This is a genomic window from Streptomyces sp. NBC_01450 (genome assembly GCF_036227505.1).
In the GTDB taxonomy this organism is placed as follows: Bacteria; Actinomycetota; Actinomycetes; order Streptomycetales; family Streptomycetaceae; genus Streptomyces.
The window spans coordinates 2,088,052-2,110,235 of the sequence record NZ_CP109480.1 but is presented as its reverse complement, the minus strand read 5'-3'; the positions used below and the strand labels follow the sequence as shown (position 1 = coordinate 2,110,235).

Here is a 22,184-nt window from a genome sequence, read left to right as displayed (position 1 = left end):
CCGTCGTCGTACCCCGGCTGCCGGAGGACGACCCGAGCGAGCGCACTCACCCGAAACCGAAGCTCCACACGGCCACCGAGGCAACGGAATCTCCCCGGAGAAGCACGCGGCAGGCTGCCGCACGACAACACAGGGTTGGGATGGGAACGCCTGAATCGCGCGAGGGCACACCGGGCAAAGGCTCGGTACTCCTCGCCCTTCGTTATTACGGACGGGAGTTGGCCCGGCTCCGACGGCTGACGGCCCCCGCGATGCTGCTGCCGGCGCTCGGCAACATCGGCATCAACTACATCGCGCCGCTGATCGTCGCGAAGCTCGTCGGCCGGATCGCCGGTGACGCCGGCATCTCCATCGGCTCGACGCTGCCGTACGTCCTCGGCTTCGCCGGTGTCCTGCTGCTCGCGGAGATACTGTGGCGCCTCGGCCTGCACTGCCTGAACCGCCTCGACGCCCTCGGCATCGAGCAGTTGTACGTCATCGGCATGGACGAACTGTTCGCCAAGGACGCCGCGTTCTTCCACGACAACTTCGCCGGGTCACTGACGAAGCGGGTGCTGAGCTTCGCCTCCCGCTTCGAGGAGTTCGTCGACACGATGACGTTCCAGGTCATGGGCAGCTTCGTGCCGCTGGTGTTCGGGGCGGTGGTGCTGTGGCGCTACGAACCGCTGCTCGTCGTCGGACTCCTGGCGATGATCGCGCTGACGGCGCTGTGCGTGCTGCCCCTCATCCGCCGCCGCCAGGCGCTCGTCGATCAGCGCGAGGAGGCGATCGCCCGGGTGTCGGGCCATGTCGCCGACAGCCTGATGAACATGGACACGGTCCGGGCGTTCGCCGCCGAGGAGCGCGAGGCCGCCGAGCACCGGTCCCGTGTCGCGGTCTCGCGGCGGCTCATGCTGAGGTCGTGGGACTACGGCAACCTGCGCATCGACACCCTGGTCGCACCGATGTCCGTGCTGACCAACGCGCTGGGCCTGCTGCTCGCGGTCGCGCTCGGCGGCGGCAGTCACGGCGTCGAGGCGGTCGTGGTCGCCTTCACGTACTACAGCAACGCGACGCGGATCATGTTCGAGTTCAACCAGATCTACCGTCGTCTGGAGAGCTCGCTGACGGAGGCCGCGCAGTTCACCGAACTGCTGCTGAAGCCGCCGACCGTGCTCGACCCGAAGGTGCCGGAGTCGCTGCTGTCCCGGGCCGCCGACGTCCGTTTCGAGCAGGTGACGTTCGCCCACGCGGGCGCGCAGCCGCTCTTCGAGGGACTCGACCTGGCGGTGCCCAGCGGGGCGAAGATCGGTCTCGTCGGCCGGTCCGGCGGGGGCAAGACCACGCTCGCCCGGCTGCTGCTGCGGATGACGGACATCGACTCGGGCCGCATCCTGATCGGAGGGCAGGACATCAGCAGACTGCGCCAGGCCGACCTGCGCAGCCAGATGGCCTACGTACCGCAGGACCCGGCGATGTTCCACCGCACGCTGCGGGACAACATCGCCTTCGCCCGGCCGGAGGCCACCGAGGCGGAGATCCGCCGCGCGGCCGAGGCGGCGCATGTCACGGAGTTCGCCGACGCGCTGCCGGACGGCTTCGACACCATGGTGGGCGAGCGCGGGGTCAAACTGTCCGGTGGCCAGCGCCAGCGGGTCGCACTCGCCAGGGCGATCCTGCGCGACGCACCGATCCTGCTGCTCGACGAGGCGACCAGCGCGCTGGACTCCGAGAGCGAGATCCTCGTCCAGGAGGCGCTGTGGCGACTCATGGAGGGGCGGACGGCGCTCGTCGTGGCGCACCGACTGAGCACGGTCGCCACCATGGACCGGCTCGTCGTCCTCGACCGCGGACGGATCCTCGAGCAGGGCACGCATCAGGAACTGCTCGCGGCGGAGGGCGCCTACGCGAAGCTGTGGCAACACCAGTCCGGCGGTTTCCTCGACGACAGCCAGGAGCCGGCCGACCTGCGCTGAACGCGAGCCCGGTGGGCGCGGGTTACCCCGCGCCCACTCGGCGGGGCCCGCTGCCCGATGACCACTCCGGGCACTGATTGACGAAAGCCGCAGAGCCCCCTTATCGGATATCGCCTCAGGGGAACTGGCGGGAACTGTCCACTGTTGAACTGACCACCCGTCAATGTTCGCAAGTACTCCTCATATTGACGGTCCGTCATGACTTGGGGCGATGATACGATCGCCGCACTTGCCGAGCGGGCTACGGGCACAAAACCACTCTTCTGGCCAACTGTGCGGCCCGGACGGTAAACCCTGCGCAGTGGGCTGTCGGCCCGCCGCGCTGACGGAATTCAGTAGCTGGCTGTCATTCGCTTGAAGAGAGTCTTATGACGCAATACATGCAGGACCCGGCTCTCTGGGCTCTTATCGCTGGTACTCCGCTTGCAGCTACCGCCATTATTCGTGGGAAGCGGTCTGCGCGGAGTTTAAGGCAGGAAAATCAAGGGCTCAGAGATCACTACGCTGAGCTTGAGAATCAATATTCGGCCTCGGTGAAGAAAGCTCAGGAGCAAGCCGAAGAAGCAACGAGAACCGCGCTCAAATCGGCGATGCGGACGCTTCAGGGTCTCGCCGCCGAACAGCAGCTGGCCATTTCCAAACTGCAGAGCAAGTATGGCGAGTCGGTGATTCTCCAGGATCTCCTGGAGATCGACCACATGAACTCGCAGTTCGGGCGGCGCGCCCAGTCCATCGCGGTGCTCTGCGAAGGCTGGCTCGGACGGCAGCGTGACGTCGCGTCGGTCTACGACGTGGTCCGCAGCGCGCAGGGCAGGATCCGGCATTTCCAGCGCGTCGAGATTCTTTCGCAGGTCGATTTCGCGGTCACCAACCGGGCCGTCGAACCGGTGGCGCTGGCCCTTGCCGAACTGCTCGACAACGCCACCAGTTACTCGGCACCGGAAACCAGTGTCGAGATCAATGTCCGTGCCGTGCCCAAGGGCATCTGCATCGTCGTCGACGATGCCGGTGTCGGCATGAACGAGGAGGAAAAAGCCCGAGCGGCGAAACTCCTTTCGAGTGAGCGGGCCTCGGGTGTCTCGGGGCTCGGTAATCCTCCGCAGTTCGGCTTCGCGGTGATCGGTGTGCTCTGTGAGCGCTACGGCTTCACGGTGTCCGTCGACTCGACCTCTCCCTACGGGGGTGTGCGAGCGGTGGTGCTGCTGCCGGACGAGCTGCTCACCAGCATGCCGGAACCAAAGGAGCGAGCACAGACTGTGAGCACTGTTCCCTCGCTGAACCCGAGCGGCCCGGAACCCACAGCGGCCGTGTCCACGACCGCCGACGGTCTTCCGAAGCGCCGCCGCAGGCGGGCCATGGCCATCGTGCCGCCGAGTTCCGAAACCACGGGCACCCCCATGACCACGGGCACCCCCATGACCACGGGTACCCCGACGCGCTCCGAAGAGGAGACCGCCTCGATCATGGGTGCCTTCCAGCGCGGCACGCAGTCCGGTCGAGCCGCGCACCCGGAGCCCGCGGGCCGCACGAGCAACGCACATGACGCAAGCAGCGAAGGGCATGAGGTTTCGTGAACAACGATCTGTCATGGATGCTTGACGGCGTCCTGGAGATTCCCGGGGCTCTGCACGCGGTCCTGGTCTCCGCCGACGGGCTCTTGATGGCCTCCTCGAAGGGGGTCGGCAGGGACCACGCGGACACCGTCGCCGCCGCGATGAGCGGTGTGCAGTCGCTGAGCCGCTCGATCGGGTTCTTCTGCGACGGGTCCGATCTGAAGTGGCGGCAGACGCTCGTCGAGTTCGACGGTGGCTGGGTCTTCCTGATCTCCGCCGGTGACGGCGCGTACCTCGCGGTCTCGGCCTCTCCCAACGTCGAGATGGGGGAGATCACCTTCCGCATGCAGCAGCTCGTCGGCCAGCTCGGCAAGGCGCTGACGACTCCGCCGCGCGAGAACATCGGCGCACGCCAGTGACCGATTCCGAGCGGCAGGAGCCCGAGGCCGCGGAGTTAGTGCGGCCGTACGTCATCACCAATGGCCGCGACCTTCCCGACGGGGACCAGTTCTCCCTGATCACGCTGGTCACGGCGGCGGCCGACCACCAGCAGCGGCCGGCCCGGCTCTCCCCCGAGGAGCAGAGCCTGCTGGAGATGTGCTCCGGCGGCTACCTCTCGGTCGCCGAGATCGCGGGACACCTGCGCCTGCCCATGGGTGTGGTGAAGATCCTTCTCAATGCCCTCGCCGAAGGCGGATACCTCATCACGCGCGCACCGGTCGCGCGCGCCCGCCTGGTCGACGAGCAGATTCTTCAGGAGGTGCTGGATGGTCTCCGGGCCCGTTTTGGATGAGAAGGCCTACGTCCGCGGCGGAGCGGCACAGACCGCCGTGAAGATCCTGATCGTCGGGCACTTCGCGGTGGGCAAGACCACCTTCGTCGGGACCATGTCCGAGATTCCTCCGCTGACCACGGAGGAGACGATGACGCAGGCCGGCGAGGACATCGACGACCTCAAGGGCGTCCGCGGCAAGACCACCACCACGGTGGCCATGGACTTCGGGCGCCTCACGATCAGTGATCACGTCGTGCTGTACCTGTTCGGTACGCCGGGCCAGCAGCGGTTCGTGCAGATGTGGGAGGACATGGCGCGCGGCGCTCTCGGGGCGCTCGTGCTGGTCGACCCCGAGCGGCTGGCGGACTCCTTCGCCGTCATCGACCTGATCGAGCAGTACGGACTCGCCTACGCCATTGCCGTGAACCACTTCGACGGTACGCCGCTTCGTGGCGAAGAGGCGCTGCGCGAGGCGCTGGATCTGCTCCCCGACACTCCGGTCGTCACCTGCGACGCTCGCGACGAGAATTCATCAGCAAGCGCCCTGATCACCCTCGTTCACTATTTGCAGGACCGTGCCCGCTAGGAGCAAGCATGAACACTGAATCCACCGTCCCTGTGCCACCACCCGGCTGCCCGGCTCATGCCACGGGTGAGCCGGTGCCGTTGCACGGGTCGGAGTTCGCGGCCGATCCGCAAGCCTATTACGAGTACATGCGTCACTACGGGCCGACCGCTCCGGTGGAACTCGCCCCCGGCGTCGAGGCGACCCTGGTCACGGATTACTCGGTGGCGCTCCAGTTGCTCCAGAACGCGGGTGCCTTCCGGAAGGACTCGCGCCGCTGGCGGGATTTCAACGAAGGTGTGATCAGTCCGGACAGTCCGGTGCTTCCGCTTCTGGCGTACCGGCCCAACGCCATGTTCAGTGACGGGGCCGACCACATGCGGCTGCGGCAGGCGATCACGGACAGTTTCGCGCGGGTCGATTCGCATTGGCTGAGCCAGAGTGCCGAGCGGGTCTCCAATTACCTCATCGCCCAGTTCCACACCCGTGGTTCGGCCGATCTGCTCAACGACTACGCCAAGCTGCTGCCGCTTTTCGTGTTCAACGAACTCTTCGGCTGCCCCGCGGAGATCGGCGACCGGGTCCTCTTCGGTATATCCGGCATTTTCGACGGTGTGAACGCCGAGAAGGCGAACGAGGTGCTCGGTCAGGCCGTGGGCGAGCTGGTGGCCCTCAAGCGGACCCGGCCCGGCGACGACGTCACCTCCTGGCTGATGCAGCATCAGGCGCGCCTGACCAACGAGGAGATGGCTCACCAACTCGTCCTGCTCCTGGGCGCGGGCGCGGAGCCGCTGCGCAACCTCATCTCCAACACCCTGCACCTGCTGCTGACCAACGACCGTTACGCGGCGGGCGGGTTGATCGACGAGGCCATCGACACCACGCTGTGGAAGAACCCGCCCATGGCGAACTACGCGCCGCACTACCCGGCGGCCGACATGGAGTTCGGGGGACAGAAGCTGGCTGCGGGCGACCTGGTGCTGGTCAGTTTCGCGGCCGCCAACACCGACCCGGCGCTCGCGGCGTCCCGTCATGCCTCCAGCAACCGCTCCCACCTGGCGTGGAGCGCGGGACCGCATGCCTGCCCGGCCAAGGACCCCGCCCGGCTCATCACCGTGACGGCCATCGAGAACCTCTTCAACCGGCTGCCCGATGTCGAACTGGCGGTGCCCGAGGACAGTCTGACCTGGCGTCCCGGCCCCTTCAACCGGGCGCTGGCCGCGCTTCCGGCCCGCTTCACCCCCGTACGGGCCACCCGGCAGCCCGACTCGCAGCAGCGTCCGGAGACCTCGGCGCGCGGCGACCAAGGAGGCGCGCAGGGCCGGCACGATCGTGGCGGGCTGTGGAGTTCGTTCCTGTCCTGGTGGAAAGCGTGAGCTACGCAACAGCCACCAACATTCTTGCACTGCATCAATATTCAACCGGAGGGGTAGGGAAGAGCGCGGCAATCGTGTTGATCACAAGTTAAGGAGGTGTCGTGGAGCCCTCGACCACTGACGCCACTTCAGCACAGCACTTCGCAGCCACGCTCCGTCCCCGACGACAGACCTACCGGGGGCGCTTCGACCTCCGCGTCATACCCGTCGCACCACCCACGCCGGATGGCGAGATACCCGCCCGTACGGGCGGGTATCTTTTTGCCCTCCTCCCCGGGCCCACCCGCGCGGTGGGCCGATGATCACCTCCCGCACAGGGGGTGGACCGGTCTCGGCGACGCAACCGCTCGGCGGTTACGTGTCCGACCAGTTACTCCGGCTGTGCCAAGCCATGGGTCTCGAACCGTCCGACAGCGAGATCTACGCGCGTGTCCTGACCGACTGTCTCGGTCCCGTGGCGGAGCGTCCGTTGGGCGAACCGCCGTCCTACCCGAGTTTCCTGTCCGACGACCACACGCCGGTGGAGTACTCCCTCGCCTTCGTGCCGGACGCGCCCCCGACCCTGCGCGTGCTGCTGGAACCGGGGTACGGCGCCGAAGGCCTGGCGGAGAACGGCCGCGCCGGACTGCGTGTGGTCCGGGACATGGCGGAGCGCTGGGGCTTCGCCACCGACCAACTCGACCGGCTGGAGGACCTGTTCTTCCCACCGGTCCCCGAGGGCCCGCTGGCGCTCTGGCTGGCCCTGGAGTTGCGGCCCGGCGGAGTCCCCAAGGTCAAGGTCTATCTCAACCCGGCGGCGTCCGGGGCGGATCGGGCCGCCGAGACGGTCCGTGAGGCACTGGACAGGCTCGGCCACCGGCAGGCGTTCGCCGCACTGCCCCGGGCCGACGGCTATCCGTTCCTCGCCCTCGACCTCGGGGACTGGGAGACACCCCGGGTCAAGGTCTACGTCACCCATCGCAACCTGGCCGCCGCCGACGCCGGTGAGCTGTCCCGCACGGACCCCGGCCCCCGGCCCGAGACCGTACGGGAGTTCCTGCGGGTCGCGGCGGGGCTAGACAGCTCGGCGCAACACCCCGGTGCCGCGGAAGGCGTACGGCTGGAGGGGCGCCCCGTGCTCTCCTGCCACTCCTTCACGGAGTCAGTGACCGGTCTGCCGAGCGGCTTCACCCTCCACGTGCCGGTCAGGGACTATGTCCGGCACGACGGGGAGGCCTACGCGCGAGCGGTGGCCGTGCTGCGCCGACACGGCATGGACACCACGGCGCTCGACCGGTCGCTGGCCACCGTCACCTCGCGACTGCTGCACGACGGCGTGGGGCTCATCGCCTATCTGGCGCTGGTCCACGAGCATGGCCGACCGCCGCGCGTGACCGCGTACATCTCCTCGGAGGCGTACCAGGTACGACCGCCGGTGCGGGCCCAGTCGCCCCATCAGACGTTCTTCCCCCATCGCACGGCGGGCACCGAGCCGCGCGAGACCCTCCACTCAGTAGGAAACGGAAAGGCAGGCGCAGAAATCAGGATGGAGCCGTACCGGATCAAGGTCGTCGAACCTATCCCGCTCACCACCCCCCAGCAGCGCAAGGCGGCAGTCGAACGAGTCCACTACAACCTGTTCGATCTGCGTGCGGAAGAGGTGACCATCGATCTGCTGAGCGACTCGGGGACCGGTGCGCTGTCCGCGGCGCAGCTCGCCGTGGGCATGGCCGGTGACGAGTCCTACGCGGGCTCGCGCTCCTTCTACCGATTCCGCGACACGGTGACGGAACTGACCGGCTACAGCCACATCCTGCCGGCCCACCAAGGGCGCGCGGCGGAGCGACTTCTGTTCTCCAACCTCCTCAAGCCCGGCGACACCGTCCTGTCCAACACGCACTTCGACACCACCCGTGCCAACGTGGAGCTGGCGGGCTGTGTGGCCCGCGACCTGCCCTGCGCCGAGGCACGGGACCTGGACAGCCTGGAACCCTTCAAGGGGAACATCGACCTCGAGGCCCTGGAGCGGGGGCTGACCGAGACGACCGGCTCGCGGGTCGCCGCGGTGGTCATGACCATCACCAACAACGGCGGCGGCGGTCAGCCCGTCTCCATGGAGAACCTGAAGCGGACCTCCGAACTCTGCCGTCGGCACGGCGTCCCCCTGATCCTGGACGCCGCCCGGTTCGCCGAGAACGCCTGGCTGGTCACCCGGCACGAGGCGGCGTACAAGGACCGCACCCCGCGTCAGGTCGCCGAAGAGGCGTTCCGTCTGGCCGACGGCTGTGTGATGAGCGCCAAGAAGGACGGCATCGTCCACATCGGCGGCTTCATCGGACTGAACGATCCGGAACTCGCCCAGAAGTGCCAACTCCTCCTCATCGCCACCGAGGGGTTCCCCACCTACGGGGGTCTGGCCGGACGCGACCTCGACATGATCGCCCAGGGTCTGCAGGAGGTGACCGAACCTTCCTACCTCGCGGAGCGGGCGGAGATCGCCGACCACCTGGCCCAGCGGGTCCGCGCCGCCGGCGTGGACATCCTCGAGCCACCCGGTCTGCACGCCATCTACCTCAACGCCGGCCGGCTGCTGCCCCACATACCGCCCCACCAGTACCCCGGCCACGCCCTCGCCTGCCGGCTCTACCTGGAGGGCGGCATCCGGTCGGCCGAACTGGGCTCGCTGTACCTCGGTGAGGAGGACGAGGACGGGAACCCGGTGAAGAGTCCCCCGTACGAGCTGGTGAGGCTGGCGCTGCCGCGTCGCGTCTACACCCGCAGCCACTACGACCACGTCGGCAGAACCCTGGAGACCATCGCCAAGAACGCGGACTCCGTGCACGGCTACCGGATCGTGGAACAGTCCCCGATCCTGCGGCACTTCAGCGCCAAGCTCCAGCCGGTGACCGTCTAGCGGGCGGGGGCGACAGCGCTCCGAGGCCGATGCCGGGTCACGTCGTCGACGTGACCCGGCATCGGCTCGTCCGCGGCCGCTACCCGAAGTGGCTGTCGGTGATCTCCCCGTCCTCCGTGGCCGCGTGGGCGACACAGCGGAAGACCCGGAGTCCGTCGGCCCACTGCTGGGCGGTCGGCGGCAGGATGTCCGTGCTCCACCGGCTTGTGACGGCCCGTCCGGTGGCCGTCCTGGACTTCAGCATGACCTTGCGTGAGCACAGCGCCTGGACGGTGGGGTGCTTGATCAGGTCCCGGGCGTTGTTCGTCGTGCCGTCCTTGGGAAGCGGGGCGATGGCGAAGGTCTCCCACACGTGCTTCACGCGGCAGTCCGCGAGGCTGACGGTGATCGTGCCCGAGACGTCGGTGATGCCGCTCCAGCACTCGGGGGTCGCGACGCACCGGCCGTCCGCGCCGTCGACCGCGACGGCGGGGCAGTCCCGGGTGGTGGTCGACACCCCGCCGAACCCCGCGGTCACGGCGGACGGGGTGACGGACGGTCGGGACGCGGTCGAGGGGGACTTGGGGATGTCGGACCCTCGGTCCTGGTAGGTGATCAGGGTGACCGACACGCTCACCGAGACCGCCACCGCGGCCACCGCGGCGATCAGTTGGCGCCGCCGCCCCTTCCTCTTCGGATCCGGCGGCCTCGGCACGGTGGTCGTGCCCGGCGGACCGGGTTCGGGCGGCGGTGGGGTGTCCCGGTGCGCGGGCACGGTGGTGGTCCGGCCGGGTACGGGGCCGAAGCCGACCCGGTCCGGGCTGTCCACGTCGACGGCGGCGAGCGCGTCACGCAGTGCCCCGGCATCGGACAGCCGGCGCGCCGGGTCCGCCACCAGGGCCTGCCCGAGCGCCTCGTTGAGGGCCGTCGGTACTCCGGGCAGGTCGGGGTAGGGCCAGGTGTGCCGCACGATGAGTTCCGCGAGACTGAGCTGGGTGCCGTCCTCGGGGAAGTGCGGCGGGCGGCCCCGCAGCAGGGCGTAGACCGTGGCGGCGAGCGAGTACACATCGCCCGCCGGGGTCGGTTCGGCCAGATGGAAGGCCTCGGGCGGGGCGTACGCCGGGGTCAACGCCTCCCGGGTGACCGACAGTTCCCGGTCCGGCCGGGGCATGGCCGCCAGGCCGAAGTCGGCGAGGGCGACACCGCCGTACCGGTTGATCATGATGTTGCCGGGTTTGATGTCCCGGTGCAGCACCCCGGCGGAGTGCGCCGCGGCCACCGCGTCGGCTATGCCCACGCCGATGTCGCGGGCCTCCTTGACGGACAGGGGGCCCTGGAGGTGCAGACGATCACCCAAGGAGCCGCCCGGGCACAGTTCGAGCACCATGTACGGGCGGTTGTCGCCGAGTACCCCGGCGTCGTACACCGGGACCACGTGCGGATGCCCGGACAACTGCCCGGCGGCGGTGACCTCGCGCATGAACCGCTGCCGGTCGCGGGGCGATTCGAGCACCCTGCTGTCCACCTTGAGAGCCACCTCGCGGCCCACGGCCAGCTGCCGCGCCCGGTACACCGTGGCGAACCCGCCCCGGCCCAGGACCTCCTGGACCTCGTACCCGGCCAGCCGCACTCGCTCGAACCGCATCGTGCCCGTCATCCCCCAGCGCAGGACCGCCCCGCGACAGCCCGTCTGACGGGGGACCGCGCCGACTCTAGCGGAGGCCTGAGGTCAGGACAGCCGGCCCACATGGGCCAGGGCCTGCTTGAGAAGGGCTCCGTGGCCGCCCGGCATCTCGTCCAGGACCGCGGGTGACGAGGCCTCCTCAGGGGTGAACCAGACCAGGTCGAGGGCGTCCTGCCGGGGGCGGCAGTCACCGGTCACCGGGACGATGTAGGCGAGGGAGACCGCGTGCTGGCGGGGGTCGTGGAACGGTGTGACGCCCACCGTGGGGAAGTACTCGGCGACGGTGAAGGGCTGTAGGGAGGTCGGGATGCGGGGGAGCGCCACCGGGCCGAGGTCCTTCTCCAGATGACGCAGGAGGGCGTCCCTGACCCGCTCGTGGTGCAGTACCCGGCCCGAGACGACGGTGCGGCTGACCGTCCCGTCCGGCCCTATGCGCAGCAGCAGTCCGATGCTGGTGACTTCGCCGTTGTCGTCGACGCGGACCGGCACGGCCTCGACGTACAGGATCGGCATGCGTGCGCGCGCGCTTTCGAGTTCGTCGGGCGTCAGCCAGCCCGGCGTGGTCTCGGTCATGTCAGACATTGGGTGATCATACTTTCAACCCTTCCGGATCCGCGCGCGGTGTTCGCCGTGGTGTCTGGTGGCCATTGTCATCACCCACAACGTGCGCGCGGCGGAACGGATACGCCGGCCGACGGGATCAGTGGGGCAGCCGTCGTATCAGTAGGGCAGCAGGCGACCCGACGGTGTCCTGCGGTCGATCGTCACGTCGCGCTCGGTGGTGGGGCGGCGGCTGGGGCGAATGCGGATCTGGCGGTTCATGGTGGCCTCCTCGGATTCGTACGACCAGCTTCCACGCCGCCGCGCTCACGCGCGTCGTGCTCACGGGGCACCCGCCCCTCTCCCTGAGGAGCAGGCGTGAGACCCGGTCGTACTACCAGGGAGGGATGCCGACCCCGGGGGCACGGTTCGGCGCGATGCCGTGCTCTTTGGGGTTATCCCCGTTCCGCCTTCGCGTACTCCGCCGCCATGCCTCCGGTGAGATCGAGGCCGGTGAGGTGGACGACCCAGAGGTGGCCGCGCGGGAAATCGCGCCGCTCTTCAGGCTTTTCGGCCGTCTTGACCTCCATCCTGACGGCTCACTCCCATCCGGCCGCGCACGCCCCCTCCACCCCATCCTGTGCCTGTCCACCGGGTGCCGCCATTCGAGTGACACCACTTCGCCCGCGCCCCGCGTGAACGTCGTACGCGCGCCCCACGTGTACGTCGTCGAGGGTTAACCCTCGATTGCCCCCGGTCTGCATGACATGTCTTGGTCAAGCTGCCATTCTTCTTCCTCACCTGCCGGACAGGCCTCACACGGTCTGCGCAGGGGCCCCGCACCGCACTGCTCAGCTCGTCCCGGTCAGCACATCCCGTCTGCCCGGGTCTGTCACCGGCCGTCGACGCGCGGCCGCAGCAGTAGGAGTACGAGTGAGACGAATTCCCCGTCAGGCGGCCGCAGCCGGAGCGCTGGCGGTCACCGCCGCGTTCCTGGCCGTCGGCATACAGACGGTCCCCGCCGCCGCCAAGCCTGCCGCCCCCCACCCCAGTCCGCTGCGCACCGGAGGCCTGGAGGCCAAGCTCACCCCGGCCCAGCACTCGGCACTGCTGAAGAGCGCGGCGCAGCAGACCACGGCGACCGCCGGCACCCTGGGCCTCGGGGCCAAGGAGAAGCTGGTCGTCAAGGACGTCGTCAAGGACCAGGACGGCACGCTCCACACCCGCTACGAGCGCACCTACGCCGGCCTGCCGGTGCTGGGCGGCGACGTGATCATCCACACCCCGCCGGCCTCTCTCGCCGCCGGCACGGTGAGCAGCACCTTCAACAACAAGCGGACCATCAAGGTCGCCTCCACCACCGCGACCTTCACCAAGTCCGCCGCCGCGAGCAAGGCGCTGAAGGCAGCCAAGTCCCTGGCCGCCGAGAAGCCCACCACGGACAGCGCCCGCAAGGTGATCTGGGCCGGCAGCGGCACCCCGAAACTTGCCTGGGAGACCGTGATCGGCGGCCTCCAGGACGACGGCACCCCGAGCCAGCTGCACGTCATCACCGACGCCACCAGCGGCCAGGAGCTCTACCGCTACCAGGGCATCAAGACCGGCACGGGCAACACCCAGTACAGCGGCACGGTCACGCTGAACACCACGCTGTCCGGTTCGACGTACCAGCTGTACGACACCACGCGCGGCGGTCACAAGACGTACAGCCTCAACAACGGCACGTCGGGCACGGGTACGTTGATGACCGACGCCGACGACACGTGGGGCACCGGATCCGGCTCGAACACCCAGACCGCCGGCGCGGACGCCGCCTACGGCGCCCAGGAGACCTGGGACTTCTACAAGAACACCTTCGGCCGCAGCGGCATCAAGAACGACGGCGTCGCCGCCTACTCGCGCGTCCACTACAGCACGGCGTACGTCAACGCCTTCTGGGACGACGACTGCTTCTGCATGACCTATGGCGACGGCTCGGGCAGCACTCACGCGCTCACCTCGCTCGACGTCGCGGGCCACGAGATGAGCCACGGCGTCACCTCCAACACCGCGGGCCTGGACTACACCGGTGAGTCCGGCGGCCTCAACGAGGCCACGTCCGACATCTTCGGCACCGGCGTGGAGTTCTACGCGGGCAACTCCAGCGACGTCGGCGACTACCTCATCGGCGAGAAGATCGACATCAACGGCGACGGCACGCCGCTGCGTTACATGGACGAGCCCGACAAGGACGGCGGCTCCGCCGACAGTTGGTACTCCGGTGTCGGCAACCTGGACGTGCACTACTCCTCGGGCCCGGCGAACCACATGTTCTACCTGCTCTCCGAGGGCAGCGGTACCAAGACCATCAACGGCGTCACGTACAACAGCCCGACCTCCGACGGGGTCGCCGTCGCGGGCATCGGCCGGGCCGCCGCCCTGCAGATCTGGTACAAGGCGCTGACGACGTACATGACGTCCAGCACCAACTACGCCGGGGCCCGCACCGCCGCCCTGAACGCGGCCACCGCCCTGTACGGCGCGAGCTCCACCCAGTACGCGGGTGTGGCGAACGCCTTCGCGGGCATCAACGTCGGCAGCCATGTCACGCCGCCGTCGAGCGGGGTGACCGTCACCAACCCGGGCAGCCAGTCCTCCACCGTCGGCACCGCGGTGAGCCTGCAGATCTCGGCCAGCAGCACCAACACCGGCTCCCTGAGCTACGCCGCGACCGGGCTGCCCACCGGCCTGTCGATCAGCAGCTCCACGGGAGCGATCACCGGGACGCCGACCACCGCCGGGACGTACAGCAGCACGGTCACCGTCACGGACAGCACCGGGGCCACCGGAACGGCGTCCTTCACCTGGACCGTCAGCTCCTCCGGAGGCGGCGGCACCTGCACCTCGACCCAGCTGCTCGGCAACCCCGGCTTCGAGTCGGGCAACACCACCTGGACCGCGACCAGCGGTGTCATCACCAACTCCAGCAGCCAGGCGGCGCACGCCGGTTCGTACAAGGCCTGGCTGGACGGCTACGGCTCGACGCACACCGACACGCTCTCCCAGTCGGTGACGATCCCGTCAGGCTGCAAGGCCAGCTTCACCTTCTACCTGCACATCGACAGCGCCGAGACGACCACCAGCACCGCGTACGACAAGCTGACGGTCACCGCCGGCACCACCACGCTGGCGACGTACTCCAACCTCAACAAGGCCACGGGGTACACACAGAAGACCTTCGACCTGTCCTCGTTCGCCGGTACCACCGTCGCCCTGAAGTTCAGCGGCGTCGAGGACTCCTCGCTCCAGACCAGCTTCGTCGTCGACGACACCGCCGTCACGACCAGCTGACCGATCCGATCGACACCGTCTGACGCCTCCCCGGCAACAGCAGCGACGTGGGTCACCCGCCGGGTGACCCACGTCGCTGCGGTATGTCGTCGGACCGTCCCGGATCAGGCGAGGGCGAGGAAGAGCTTCTCGAGTTCGGCCTCGGACATCGGGGGTGTCTCGCCGTCGGCCGCCGCCATGCACTGGCGCATCCCGCTGGCGACGATCTTGAATCCGGCGCGGTCGAGGGCGCGGGAGACGGCGGCGAGCTGGGTGACCACGTCCTTGCAGTCGCGGCCCGCCTCGATCATGGCGATGACACCGGCGAGCTGCCCCTGGGCGCGGCGCAGGCGGTTGAGGATCGCGGTACTGGCTTCCTCGTCGACGGACATGGCCATGGGGTGGGTCCTCCTCGGGTCGTGCTGCTCAGTTTACCCCCTGGGGTATCAATGATCCGGGGTTGTCCCGGGGCCACCGATACCGGGGGTGTCCCGGGGTCACCGATACCAGGGCGGTCCGATGACCTTCTTTATCGCGGGATCGTCAACCGGGTTCGGTCCACCTGGCTGCCCCTTGGCGGGAGGTCGCCGAGGGGCGAGGGTGTCGGGCCCGGCGGCGAGAACGAGCCAGACTACCGCGACGACTCCGGGGGTGGCGGCGGCCCCTCGGGGCGGCCTGGCCCGTCCCCAGGCCCTCACCGTGGTTCGGGGCCGGCCTTCGGGTGTCCGTCCGCGGCCGGGGATTTTGGCGCGATCGCCCCGCGCGCCGCTGAGGCGGATGTGATTTCGGCGCCCTTTTGGTGCGGCCCCGCTTATGGCGTGACGTTTCCGCAGGCGTGAGGTGCCGCAGGTGTATGTGTGAAATGTGTAGCACGGTACGGGGTGCGCCGGAACATGATCCTCCGTTTTCCATGCGGATGAGTGGTACACATTCTCTTTGGTTTGTTGGTGTGTTGACTCGGAAAAGAACCTTCGCGACGGGTGGGGGATAGGCCGTGCGAATATTTCGATTCGCACCAAGAAATCAATCTCGGGGTCATGGATCACAGGGAATTGCTAGACCACTTAGATGAGCGCGGAATCGTCGATCGACCGAATGATCGAGCAAGCCACGAACCCCAGGAAGAGGTGCGGCGGGAGTTCTCCTGGGATGTGATCGCCAGTCACCGGGAGCGCCTGATGAGGCTGGTCCGCCGCCGGCTGCCGAATGCTCAGGACGCGGAGGACTGCGTTCAGGAAGCGATGCTCAGAGCGGCCGCCCACGGCAACCTCGACCGGGACCGGATCGGTCCCTTTCTGACCTCGGTCGCCCTGCGTCTTTGCGTGGACCACTACCGCGAACTGGAGCGGAGGCGGCGGCTGTTGCGCCGAGCGGCGGACGTGGGCGGGCCCGAGCTGCCGGATGAAGGCGTGTGCGACCAGGACTTCGGGCGCTGGCTGCTCGGTCAGGTCCACCTCCTGCGGGGCCGGGAGCGGCAGGTGGTCCTCGCCCGCGCCCATGGGATCTCCACGCTGGAATTCGCCCGCATGCACCAGATCTCGGTCAAGGCGGCCGAAGGCGCGTTCACCCGGGGGCGGGCTCGGTTGCGGCTGCTCTGCGCCAGGGCGCTCGACGGCGCAGCGGCATAACGGATTTCCGCCTTCCTTCCGTGCCCGGCGCACGCCGGGCGCGGGGACGAAAACGGCTCCCGAATTCCGGGAGTGCGGATGAGATGGAAAGGGTAGTGACCGTGAGCAAGAATAACACCCAGGACACCATCAAGGATTTCATCGGCGATATCGCCGACAGCACCAAGAAGGCATTCGACGAAATTCTCGACCGGAAGGGTGATGATTCGCATTCCACGGACTGGCTCACCCCGGGAAATCCGTATCAGGCGCTGAACGGACTCCCCGGCGATGTGCTGCGGACGGTCAGCGCGCTGTCCGCCCTCGGCGGCGTGGCCAACCCCGTGGCCGCACTCGCCAACGCGGCCAACGCCGCGGCCGGCATCGGCGCCGCCAACCCGCTGGCCGCACTGGCCGGCGGAGCGCCCAATCCGCTCGCGGCCCTCGCGGGCGGCGGCGCGAACCCGCTCGGTGCCCTCGGCGGTGCCAATCCGCTGGGCGCCCTCGGACACGTCGCCGGCGGGGCGGCCTCGGCCGTCTCGGGAGCGGCCGACATGGCGGAGGGCCTGGCCGCGCTGCCCCGGCAGATCGCCCAGCTCTCCGAGCTCGTCGCCTCCCTGGTGAACGTGCTGGAGGGCGTCCAGGGGGTGGCCGGCGCCATGACGGGCGCTGGGCGGGCACCGGCGGCGAGGAAGAGCGGCTGAGCCGCCACTGATCCGGGGCTCACCGGGCGCGTACCGCCTCACCCCGGGTGAGTGATCGCGCCGCATGACCCACGTGCGTGGGCGATCGCACGGATGACCGACGGAACTCGTCAGGCACAGGAGGTTGTGACACATGGGTGCCATGCTCGGCAGTCGGCTCCGGCTGGTTGTGAAGGTGCTGGGAAGCCTCGTCGCCGACGAGGTCGGCCAGGTGACGCGGGAGCGCCGGCGGTCCCGGCAGGATCCGAACTCCCCGGCGGAAGCCGAGGCCTCCGCCGGGGACGGGACCACCTCCGTGGACGGGGCACGCCGTGCGAAGGCGGTGCGGCACGCCCTGGAGAGCCTCGGCCCGTTCTACGTCAAGCTCGGCCAGATCCTCTCCACCCGGCCCGACATGGTGCCCGCCGCCATGATCGGCGAACTGCAGAACCTCCACGACCAGGTCGACGTCCAGCCCTTCGCCCTCTTCGAGCCCGTGCTCCAGGAGGAGTTGGGAACGGACTGGAAACGCCGCTTCGACGACATCGAGACGGTCCGCCCGCTCGGGGCGGCCTCGCTGGCCCAGGTCTACCGGGTGACCCTGCCCGGCGGCCGGCCCGCCGTGGTGAAGATCCAGCGGCCCGGCATCCGGGACACCGTCCGCGCGGACATGGCCCTGATGCGCAAGGCGTCCCGGATCGTCGCCCGCACCGCACCCCGCTTCAACGAGGTCATCGACGTCGAGGCGATGCTCGGCTCCATCTTCGACGCGATGGAACCCGAGCTGGACTTCACCGGCGAGGCCCGCAACATGGACGAGGCCCGCGAGAACATCCGCCGCTATCCGTCACTGTCCGTGCCCCGGGTCGTCCACGCCACCCCCAAGGTGCTGATCCAGTCGCTGGCGCCCGGCACCTCCGTACGCCATCTCGACCGCCGCTCGTTCAGCGACCGCGAGCGCACGGACATCGGCAAGGACCTGCTGCGGTTCATGTACCGCGGGTACTTCGTCGACCGGATGTTCCACGCCGACCCGCACGCGGGCAACGTCTTCGCGCTGCCCGGCGGCCCGGCCACCCTCATCGACTGGGGCATGGTCGGCCGCCTCGACCGGCGCACCAGCCTCCAACTGCTTCCGCTGCTCATGGCCATCGCCCAGAACGACGGCCACGGCCTCGCCCACGCGTGGGCGGACATGGGCCGGGTCACCGCCTGGTCGAACCTGCCCGCGTTCGCCGCCGACATGGCCGCGCTGGTCCCCAAGGTCGCCACCGCCTCCCTGGAGGACATCAACTTCGGGGTGTCCCTGACCACCGTCCTGGAGAAGGCGACCCGGCGGGGCATCGGCTCGGCGCCCGCCATCTCCCTGCTCGGCAAGTCCTTCGCGAACCTGGAGGGTTCTGTGCGCTGCCTCGCGCCGGACATCGCTCTCGCGGAGGTCTTCAAGGCGGAGGCGCGCGGGATCATCCTGGCCCTGATCCGCGAGTACTTCTCCGTGGACCAGGTCGCCCGCAACACGATGGACCTGCTCTCGGCCGCCGCGTCCGCCCCCGAACAGTGGCGCGGGCTGCTCTCCGACGCGGCCAACCGTCAGTTCGCGCTCCAGCTCCACGAGCCGCACACGCCCTCCTCCATGGGCGGACAGCGGCCCTGGTCACCCTCGCGCGGCCTGATGGCGCTGGGCGCCGCGGCCCTGTTCCTCGACCGCCGCCGCGCACCCCGCTGACCCACCCCCGCCCCCCGATCCACCGTCGGCGGCCCCACATCCACAGCCCATGTCAACCGTACGCACAAAGGAATCACCCATGCCCATGCAGCAACACGACGCTCAGCGCGAAGCGGCTCCCGGCGCCCTGGACGGGGTCTCGGAGACGGCCCTGTGGACCGTCCGCATGCGGGCCCAGGAGTCCGCGCGGACGGACGCCCTCTTCGACGACCGGCTCGCGGGCGAGTTCCTGGACGCGGCCGGGGCGGCCGGCGCCCCGCCGGGAGCCGGCGTTCTGCAGCGGGTGCTGCCCGACTGGCTGGCCGTGCGCACCCGCTTCTTCGACGACCATCTGCTCGCCACGACCCGGGAGGGGCGCGCGCAGGTCGTCCTGCTGGGAGCGGGGCTCGACACCCGGGCCTTCCGGCTCGACTGGCCCGCCGGAACCCATGTCTTCGAGGTCGATCTGCCGGCCGTACAGACCTTCAAGGAACGGGTCGTCGAGGGACGTACGCCGGACTCCGCCCGGCGCACCACGGTCGCCGCCGACCTGCTCGGCGACTGGCGCGGCGCGCTGCTCGCCGCAGGGTTCGACCCCGGCCGGCCGGCCGCCTGGCTGTGCGAGGGGCTGCTCTTCTACCTGGCCCCGGAGGCGGTGGAGCGCCTGATCGGCACGGTGAGCGCGCTCTCCGCGCCGGGCAGCAGCCTCGGCGCCGAGTGCCTCAACGCGGACACCGCCGACTCGCCCTTCGTGAAGCCCTGGCTGGAAGCCCTGTCCGGCTCGGGGACCCCGTGGGTGTGGCACCTCGCGGACGCGGAGCGCTGGTGGGGCGGCTACGGCTGGCAGGTGCGGGTCGCGGACCTGCTGGCCCTGCCGTACGCCGTCGAGCGGTTCGCCCCGCATCTGGCCGCGTTCTCGGGGGTCGAGACGGACAGCATGATCCTGGTCACCGCGACGATTCCGGACAGCGGGGCGACCTCGGACGACGGGACGAGCCCGGCCGGCGGGCGGTGACCGTGGACGGCCACAACCTCTGCCAGACCCCCACCACCTACCGGCTGCTGCGCCTCGAATACCTGCTCGGACTCCTGGTGGCGGCAGGATTCTTCCTCGCGCACCTGGCCGAGGTGCGCTGGTGGGTCGCCGCCGTCCTGTTCGCCTACGTCGACGTCATCGGCTATCTGCCGGGCGCGCTCGCCTACCACCGCAGCCCCGACCAGCGGGTCTCCCGCGTCTACTACGTGCTCTACAACACCATGCACAGCCTGAGCGTGCAGGGCGCGGTCCTCGGCGCCTGGGTCCTGGCGTACGGCTGGGAGTGGGCGCTGCTGGTGCTGCCCATCCATCTCTTCGGGGACCGGGCGCTGTTCGGGAACTTCGCCAAGTCGTTCACCGTGTCCTTCGAGCCGGTTCCGCACCCCGCCGTCCAGGGCCCGCTGCGGGACTTCGCCACCGTCCCCTGGCACGAGGCGGCGGTGCGGTGAGCGCCGCGCAGGCTCCGGCCGACACGGAGGCGTACGAGATGCTGCGCAGGTACGGCAGCCACAGCAGCGCCTTCCTCGCGATGAACAGCGGCAACCACCGCTTCCGTACGGACGGTGTCGACGGATTCGTCCCGTACCGGGAAGCCGGCCGACGGCATCTGTTCCAACTGGGCGGACCGGTATGCGCGGTGCGGGACCAGTCGAGCCTGCTGATCGCGCTGCTCGCCCGGGCCGGCAGCGAGCGACGCCGGGTCGCCGCCGTCCAGCTCTCCCGCCCGCAGGCCGAACTGCACGCCGGACACGGCTTCGTCGTCAACCAGTTCGGCGCCTCCTTCAGTATCGCGCTCGACGGGTACAGCCTCGGCGGCCAGCGCATGGTCAAGGTGCGCAACATGGTCAACCGGGCCCGCAGAGAAGGGGTTTCGGTCGCCGAGGTGCCCGCCGGGGAGCGGGACGGCGAGGACGTCACCGCGGCCCTCGACGCGGTGGACGCCGCCTGGCTGCGCGCCAAGGGCCGGCACGTCAAGGAGCTCGAGTTCCTGATCGGCGAGCGCGGCGGCCCCGGCGCACCGCACCGGCGCCTGTTCACCGCCGTCCACGAGGGACGGACGGTCGGCTATGTGTCGTACTCACCGGTCTTCGGCGAACACGCCGGCTGGCTGTACGACCTCACGCGGCGGCTTCCGGACGCGCCGCCCGGCACGGTGGAGCTGCTGTTCGCCACCGCTCTGCGCCAGTTCCAGGACGAGGGCTGCGGCTGGCTGCACCTCGGCTTCACCCCGTTCGTCCAGCTCGGTCCGGACACGGCCGCGCCCGGCCCGACCAGCACCTTCCTGCACCGCTGCGTGGAGGTGCTGGCGGCCAAGGGGCGCGCCGTCTATCCGGCGGCCGCCCAGGAGTCCTTCAAGCTCAAATGGCGCCCGCAGCTCATCGAACCGGAGTACCTGGCCTTCCAGGGCCGGGTGAGCCCCGGCGCCGTCTGGCAGCTGATGCGCCTCACCAAGTCGGTCTGACCCGCTCCCGGGCCCCGGCCGTCCTTCCGTGATTCAGAAAGGCTGAAATGACCACATCCATCGAGAAGTTCCCGGCGGAGGCCGACCGGCACCGCGCCCCAGGTCTCCTGGAAGGCGCGCTGCGCACCGAGCTGACACCGGAGGGCTGCGACCTCGGCTACTGGTTCCGGGCCGTGCCGGAAGGCACCCTCGGCGGCGATCCCCTGGGCCGCTCCCCGGACGTACCGGTGCCGGCCCACATGATGGTGGACGGGCCGCTGCGCCAGGCCGTCATGCAGGAGCTCGCCTTCCGCTCGATGGCGGAGGAGAAGGCGGCCCGCGCCATCGCCTTCCTCGTCGCGTACGCCCCCGACCTCGCCGGGATGGACTTCTACACCTCCCAGCTGATGGACGAGGCCCGCCATGCCTACGCGTTCCGCGGCCACCTGCTCGAACTGGGCGTACCACTGCACGAGTTGGAAGCCACCATGGAGTCGCTCGCCGGGGTCCACCGGGACGCCGTCCTGAATCCCCTGGAGGAGTTCGGGCTGGCCGTCATGGAGAAGGAACGCGACTACATCGGCGGCGTGATCACCCTCACCGTCCTGGTCGAAGGAGTCCTCGCGCCCACCGCCGAGCTGAGCGAGCGCAAATGGCGGCCCTTCGACCCGCCCGCCGCCGAGATCGAACGCGCCGCGGGCATCGACGAGATCCGGCATCTGTCCGTGGGCACCACGATCGTCCGCCGCCATGTCCGGCAGCACCCCGAGGATCTGGAGCGGATCGGTGAACTGGTCCGGCGCGGGATGCGGTTGTGGTCCGAGCTCCCGGTGCAGCAGATGACCTTCCGCCGCGAACAGCTCTACCAGCAGGGGCTGGACCAGCACCGCGACATCCCCGGCGACTACGAGCTGTGGCCGGGGCGCCGCCTGGTCGACACCACCCCCGAGGAACGGATGCTCGCCGCCGCGGAATGGTCGCGTGTCACCCAGGAAGCGCGCCTCGCCGACATGGGCCTGACTTCGTGAACAGGCCGCGCACACCCGCCCGCATCGCCGACGTCCAACAACGAAAGGGTCGGTG

18 protein-coding genes and 1 pseudogene are annotated in these 22,184 nt (G+C 69.4%); 15 read left to right on the top strand and 4 right to left on the bottom strand.

The annotated features are described in order from the left end of the window. The first annotated feature begins 140 nt into the window (after positions 1-140). From OG568_RS09735 to OG568_RS09705, 7 genes are all read left to right on the top strand, one after another. Entirely contained in the window at positions 141-1,955 is a 1,815-nt protein-coding gene (locus OG568_RS09735; RefSeq protein WP_329531135.1) for an ABC transporter ATP-binding protein, read from the top strand. A gap of 368 nt (positions 1,956-2,323) precedes the next feature. Then, positions 2,324-3,529 (top strand): sensor histidine kinase, encoded by a 1,206-nt coding sequence (locus OG568_RS09730; RefSeq protein WP_329531134.1) that lies wholly within the window; start codon positions 2,324-2,326, stop codon positions 3,527-3,529. After that, the gene (locus OG568_RS09725) at positions 3,526-3,927 is read left to right on the top strand and encodes a roadblock/LC7 domain-containing protein (protein ID WP_101402195.1); all 402 of its coding nucleotides are present in this window, start codon (positions 3,526-3,528) and stop codon (positions 3,925-3,927) included. Before OG568_RS09730 ends, OG568_RS09725 begins: the two co-directional genes overlap by 4 nt. Further along, positions 3,924-4,301 (top strand): DUF742 domain-containing protein, encoded by a 378-nt coding sequence (locus OG568_RS09720; protein WP_054232691.1) that lies wholly within the window; start codon positions 3,924-3,926, stop codon positions 4,299-4,301. The genes OG568_RS09725 and OG568_RS09720 overlap by 4 nt, the downstream gene beginning before the upstream one ends. Further along, positions 4,276-4,869, top strand: a complete 594-nt coding sequence (locus tag OG568_RS09715; RefSeq protein WP_266427373.1) for a GTP-binding protein — start codon at positions 4,276-4,278, stop codon at positions 4,867-4,869. The genes OG568_RS09720 and OG568_RS09715 overlap by 26 nt, the downstream gene beginning before the upstream one ends. Positions 4,870-4,877: 8 nt before the next feature. Then, the gene (locus OG568_RS09710) at positions 4,878-6,224 is read left to right on the top strand and encodes a cytochrome P450 (RefSeq protein ID WP_329531133.1); all 1,347 of its coding nucleotides are present in this window, start codon (positions 4,878-4,880) and stop codon (positions 6,222-6,224) included. A 391-nt stretch (positions 6,225-6,615) separates the two neighbouring features. Further along, positions 6,616-9,117, top strand: coding sequence for a tryptophanase (locus OG568_RS09705; protein WP_329531132.1), 2,502 nt, complete (start codon positions 6,616-6,618; stop codon positions 9,115-9,117). Between the two features lie 79 nt (positions 9,118-9,196). On the opposite strand, the gene OG568_RS09700 is transcribed toward OG568_RS09705, so the two are convergent. The 3 genes and pseudogenes from OG568_RS09700 to OG568_RS09690 form a co-directional block, all read right to left on the bottom strand. Further along, positions 9,197-10,741, bottom strand: coding sequence for a serine/threonine-protein kinase (locus OG568_RS09700; RefSeq protein ID WP_329531131.1), 1,545 nt, complete (start codon positions 10,739-10,741; stop codon positions 9,197-9,199). Positions 10,742-10,825: 84 nt separating this feature from the next. Next, complete coding sequence (locus OG568_RS09695) at positions 10,826-11,353, bottom strand: NUDIX hydrolase family protein (protein WP_179436803.1); 528 nt, start codon at positions 11,351-11,353, stop codon at positions 10,826-10,828. Between the two features lie 470 nt (positions 11,354-11,823). Further along, a pseudogene (locus tag OG568_RS09690) lies at positions 11,824-11,910 on the bottom strand (cupin); the annotation flags it as partial. Positions 11,911-12,253: 343 nt separating this feature from the next. On the opposite strand from OG568_RS09690, the gene OG568_RS09685 reads away from it, so the two are divergent. Next, positions 12,254-14,650 carry a M4 family metallopeptidase gene (locus tag OG568_RS09685; protein WP_329531130.1) on the top strand — a complete coding sequence of 799 codons (2,397 nt, stop codon included), beginning with the start codon at positions 12,254-12,256 and terminating at the stop codon, positions 14,648-14,650. Between the two features lie 104 nt (positions 14,651-14,754). Here the strand turns inward: OG568_RS09685 and OG568_RS09680 are convergent, their stop codons facing one another. After that, positions 14,755-15,021 (bottom strand): metal-sensitive transcriptional regulator, encoded by a 267-nt coding sequence (locus OG568_RS09680; protein WP_067362692.1) that lies wholly within the window; start codon positions 15,019-15,021, stop codon positions 14,755-14,757. A gap of 735 nt (positions 15,022-15,756) precedes the next feature. Here OG568_RS09680 and OG568_RS09675 point away from each other — a divergent pair. The 7 genes from OG568_RS09675 (at position 15,757) to OG568_RS09645 (ending at position 22,129) form a co-directional block, all read left to right on the top strand. After that, positions 15,757-16,257: an RNA polymerase sigma factor gene (locus tag OG568_RS09675; protein ID WP_266427362.1), complete on the top strand. Its 501-nt coding sequence runs from the start codon at positions 15,757-15,759 to the stop codon at positions 16,255-16,257. A 101-nt stretch (positions 16,258-16,358) separates the two neighbouring features. Continuing rightward, positions 16,359-16,940, top strand: a complete 582-nt coding sequence (locus OG568_RS09670) for a hypothetical protein (protein ID WP_329531129.1) — start codon at positions 16,359-16,361, stop codon at positions 16,938-16,940. A 133-nt stretch (positions 16,941-17,073) separates the two neighbouring features. Beyond that, positions 17,074-18,645, top strand: coding sequence for an ABC1 kinase family protein (locus tag OG568_RS09665; RefSeq protein WP_329531128.1), 1,572 nt, complete (start codon positions 17,074-17,076; stop codon positions 18,643-18,645). A 79-nt stretch (positions 18,646-18,724) separates the two neighbouring features. Then, positions 18,725-19,639: an SAM-dependent methyltransferase gene (locus OG568_RS09660; protein ID WP_329531127.1), complete on the top strand. Its 915-nt coding sequence runs from the start codon at positions 18,725-18,727 to the stop codon at positions 19,637-19,639. A 2-nt stretch (positions 19,640-19,641) separates the two neighbouring features. Then, positions 19,642-20,109: a hypothetical protein gene (locus tag OG568_RS09655; protein WP_266588429.1), complete on the top strand. Its 468-nt coding sequence runs from the start codon at positions 19,642-19,644 to the stop codon at positions 20,107-20,109. After that, complete coding sequence (locus tag OG568_RS09650; RefSeq protein WP_329531126.1) at positions 20,106-21,122, top strand: DUF2156 domain-containing protein; 1,017 nt, start codon at positions 20,106-20,108, stop codon at positions 21,120-21,122. Before OG568_RS09655 ends, OG568_RS09650 begins: the two co-directional genes overlap by 4 nt. 47 nt (positions 21,123-21,169) lie before the next feature. Beyond that, the gene (locus OG568_RS09645) at positions 21,170-22,129 is read left to right on the top strand and encodes a VlmB-like protein (protein WP_329531125.1); all 960 of its coding nucleotides are present in this window, start codon (positions 21,170-21,172) and stop codon (positions 22,127-22,129) included. The last annotated feature ends 55 nt before the right edge of the window (positions 22,130-22,184 follow it).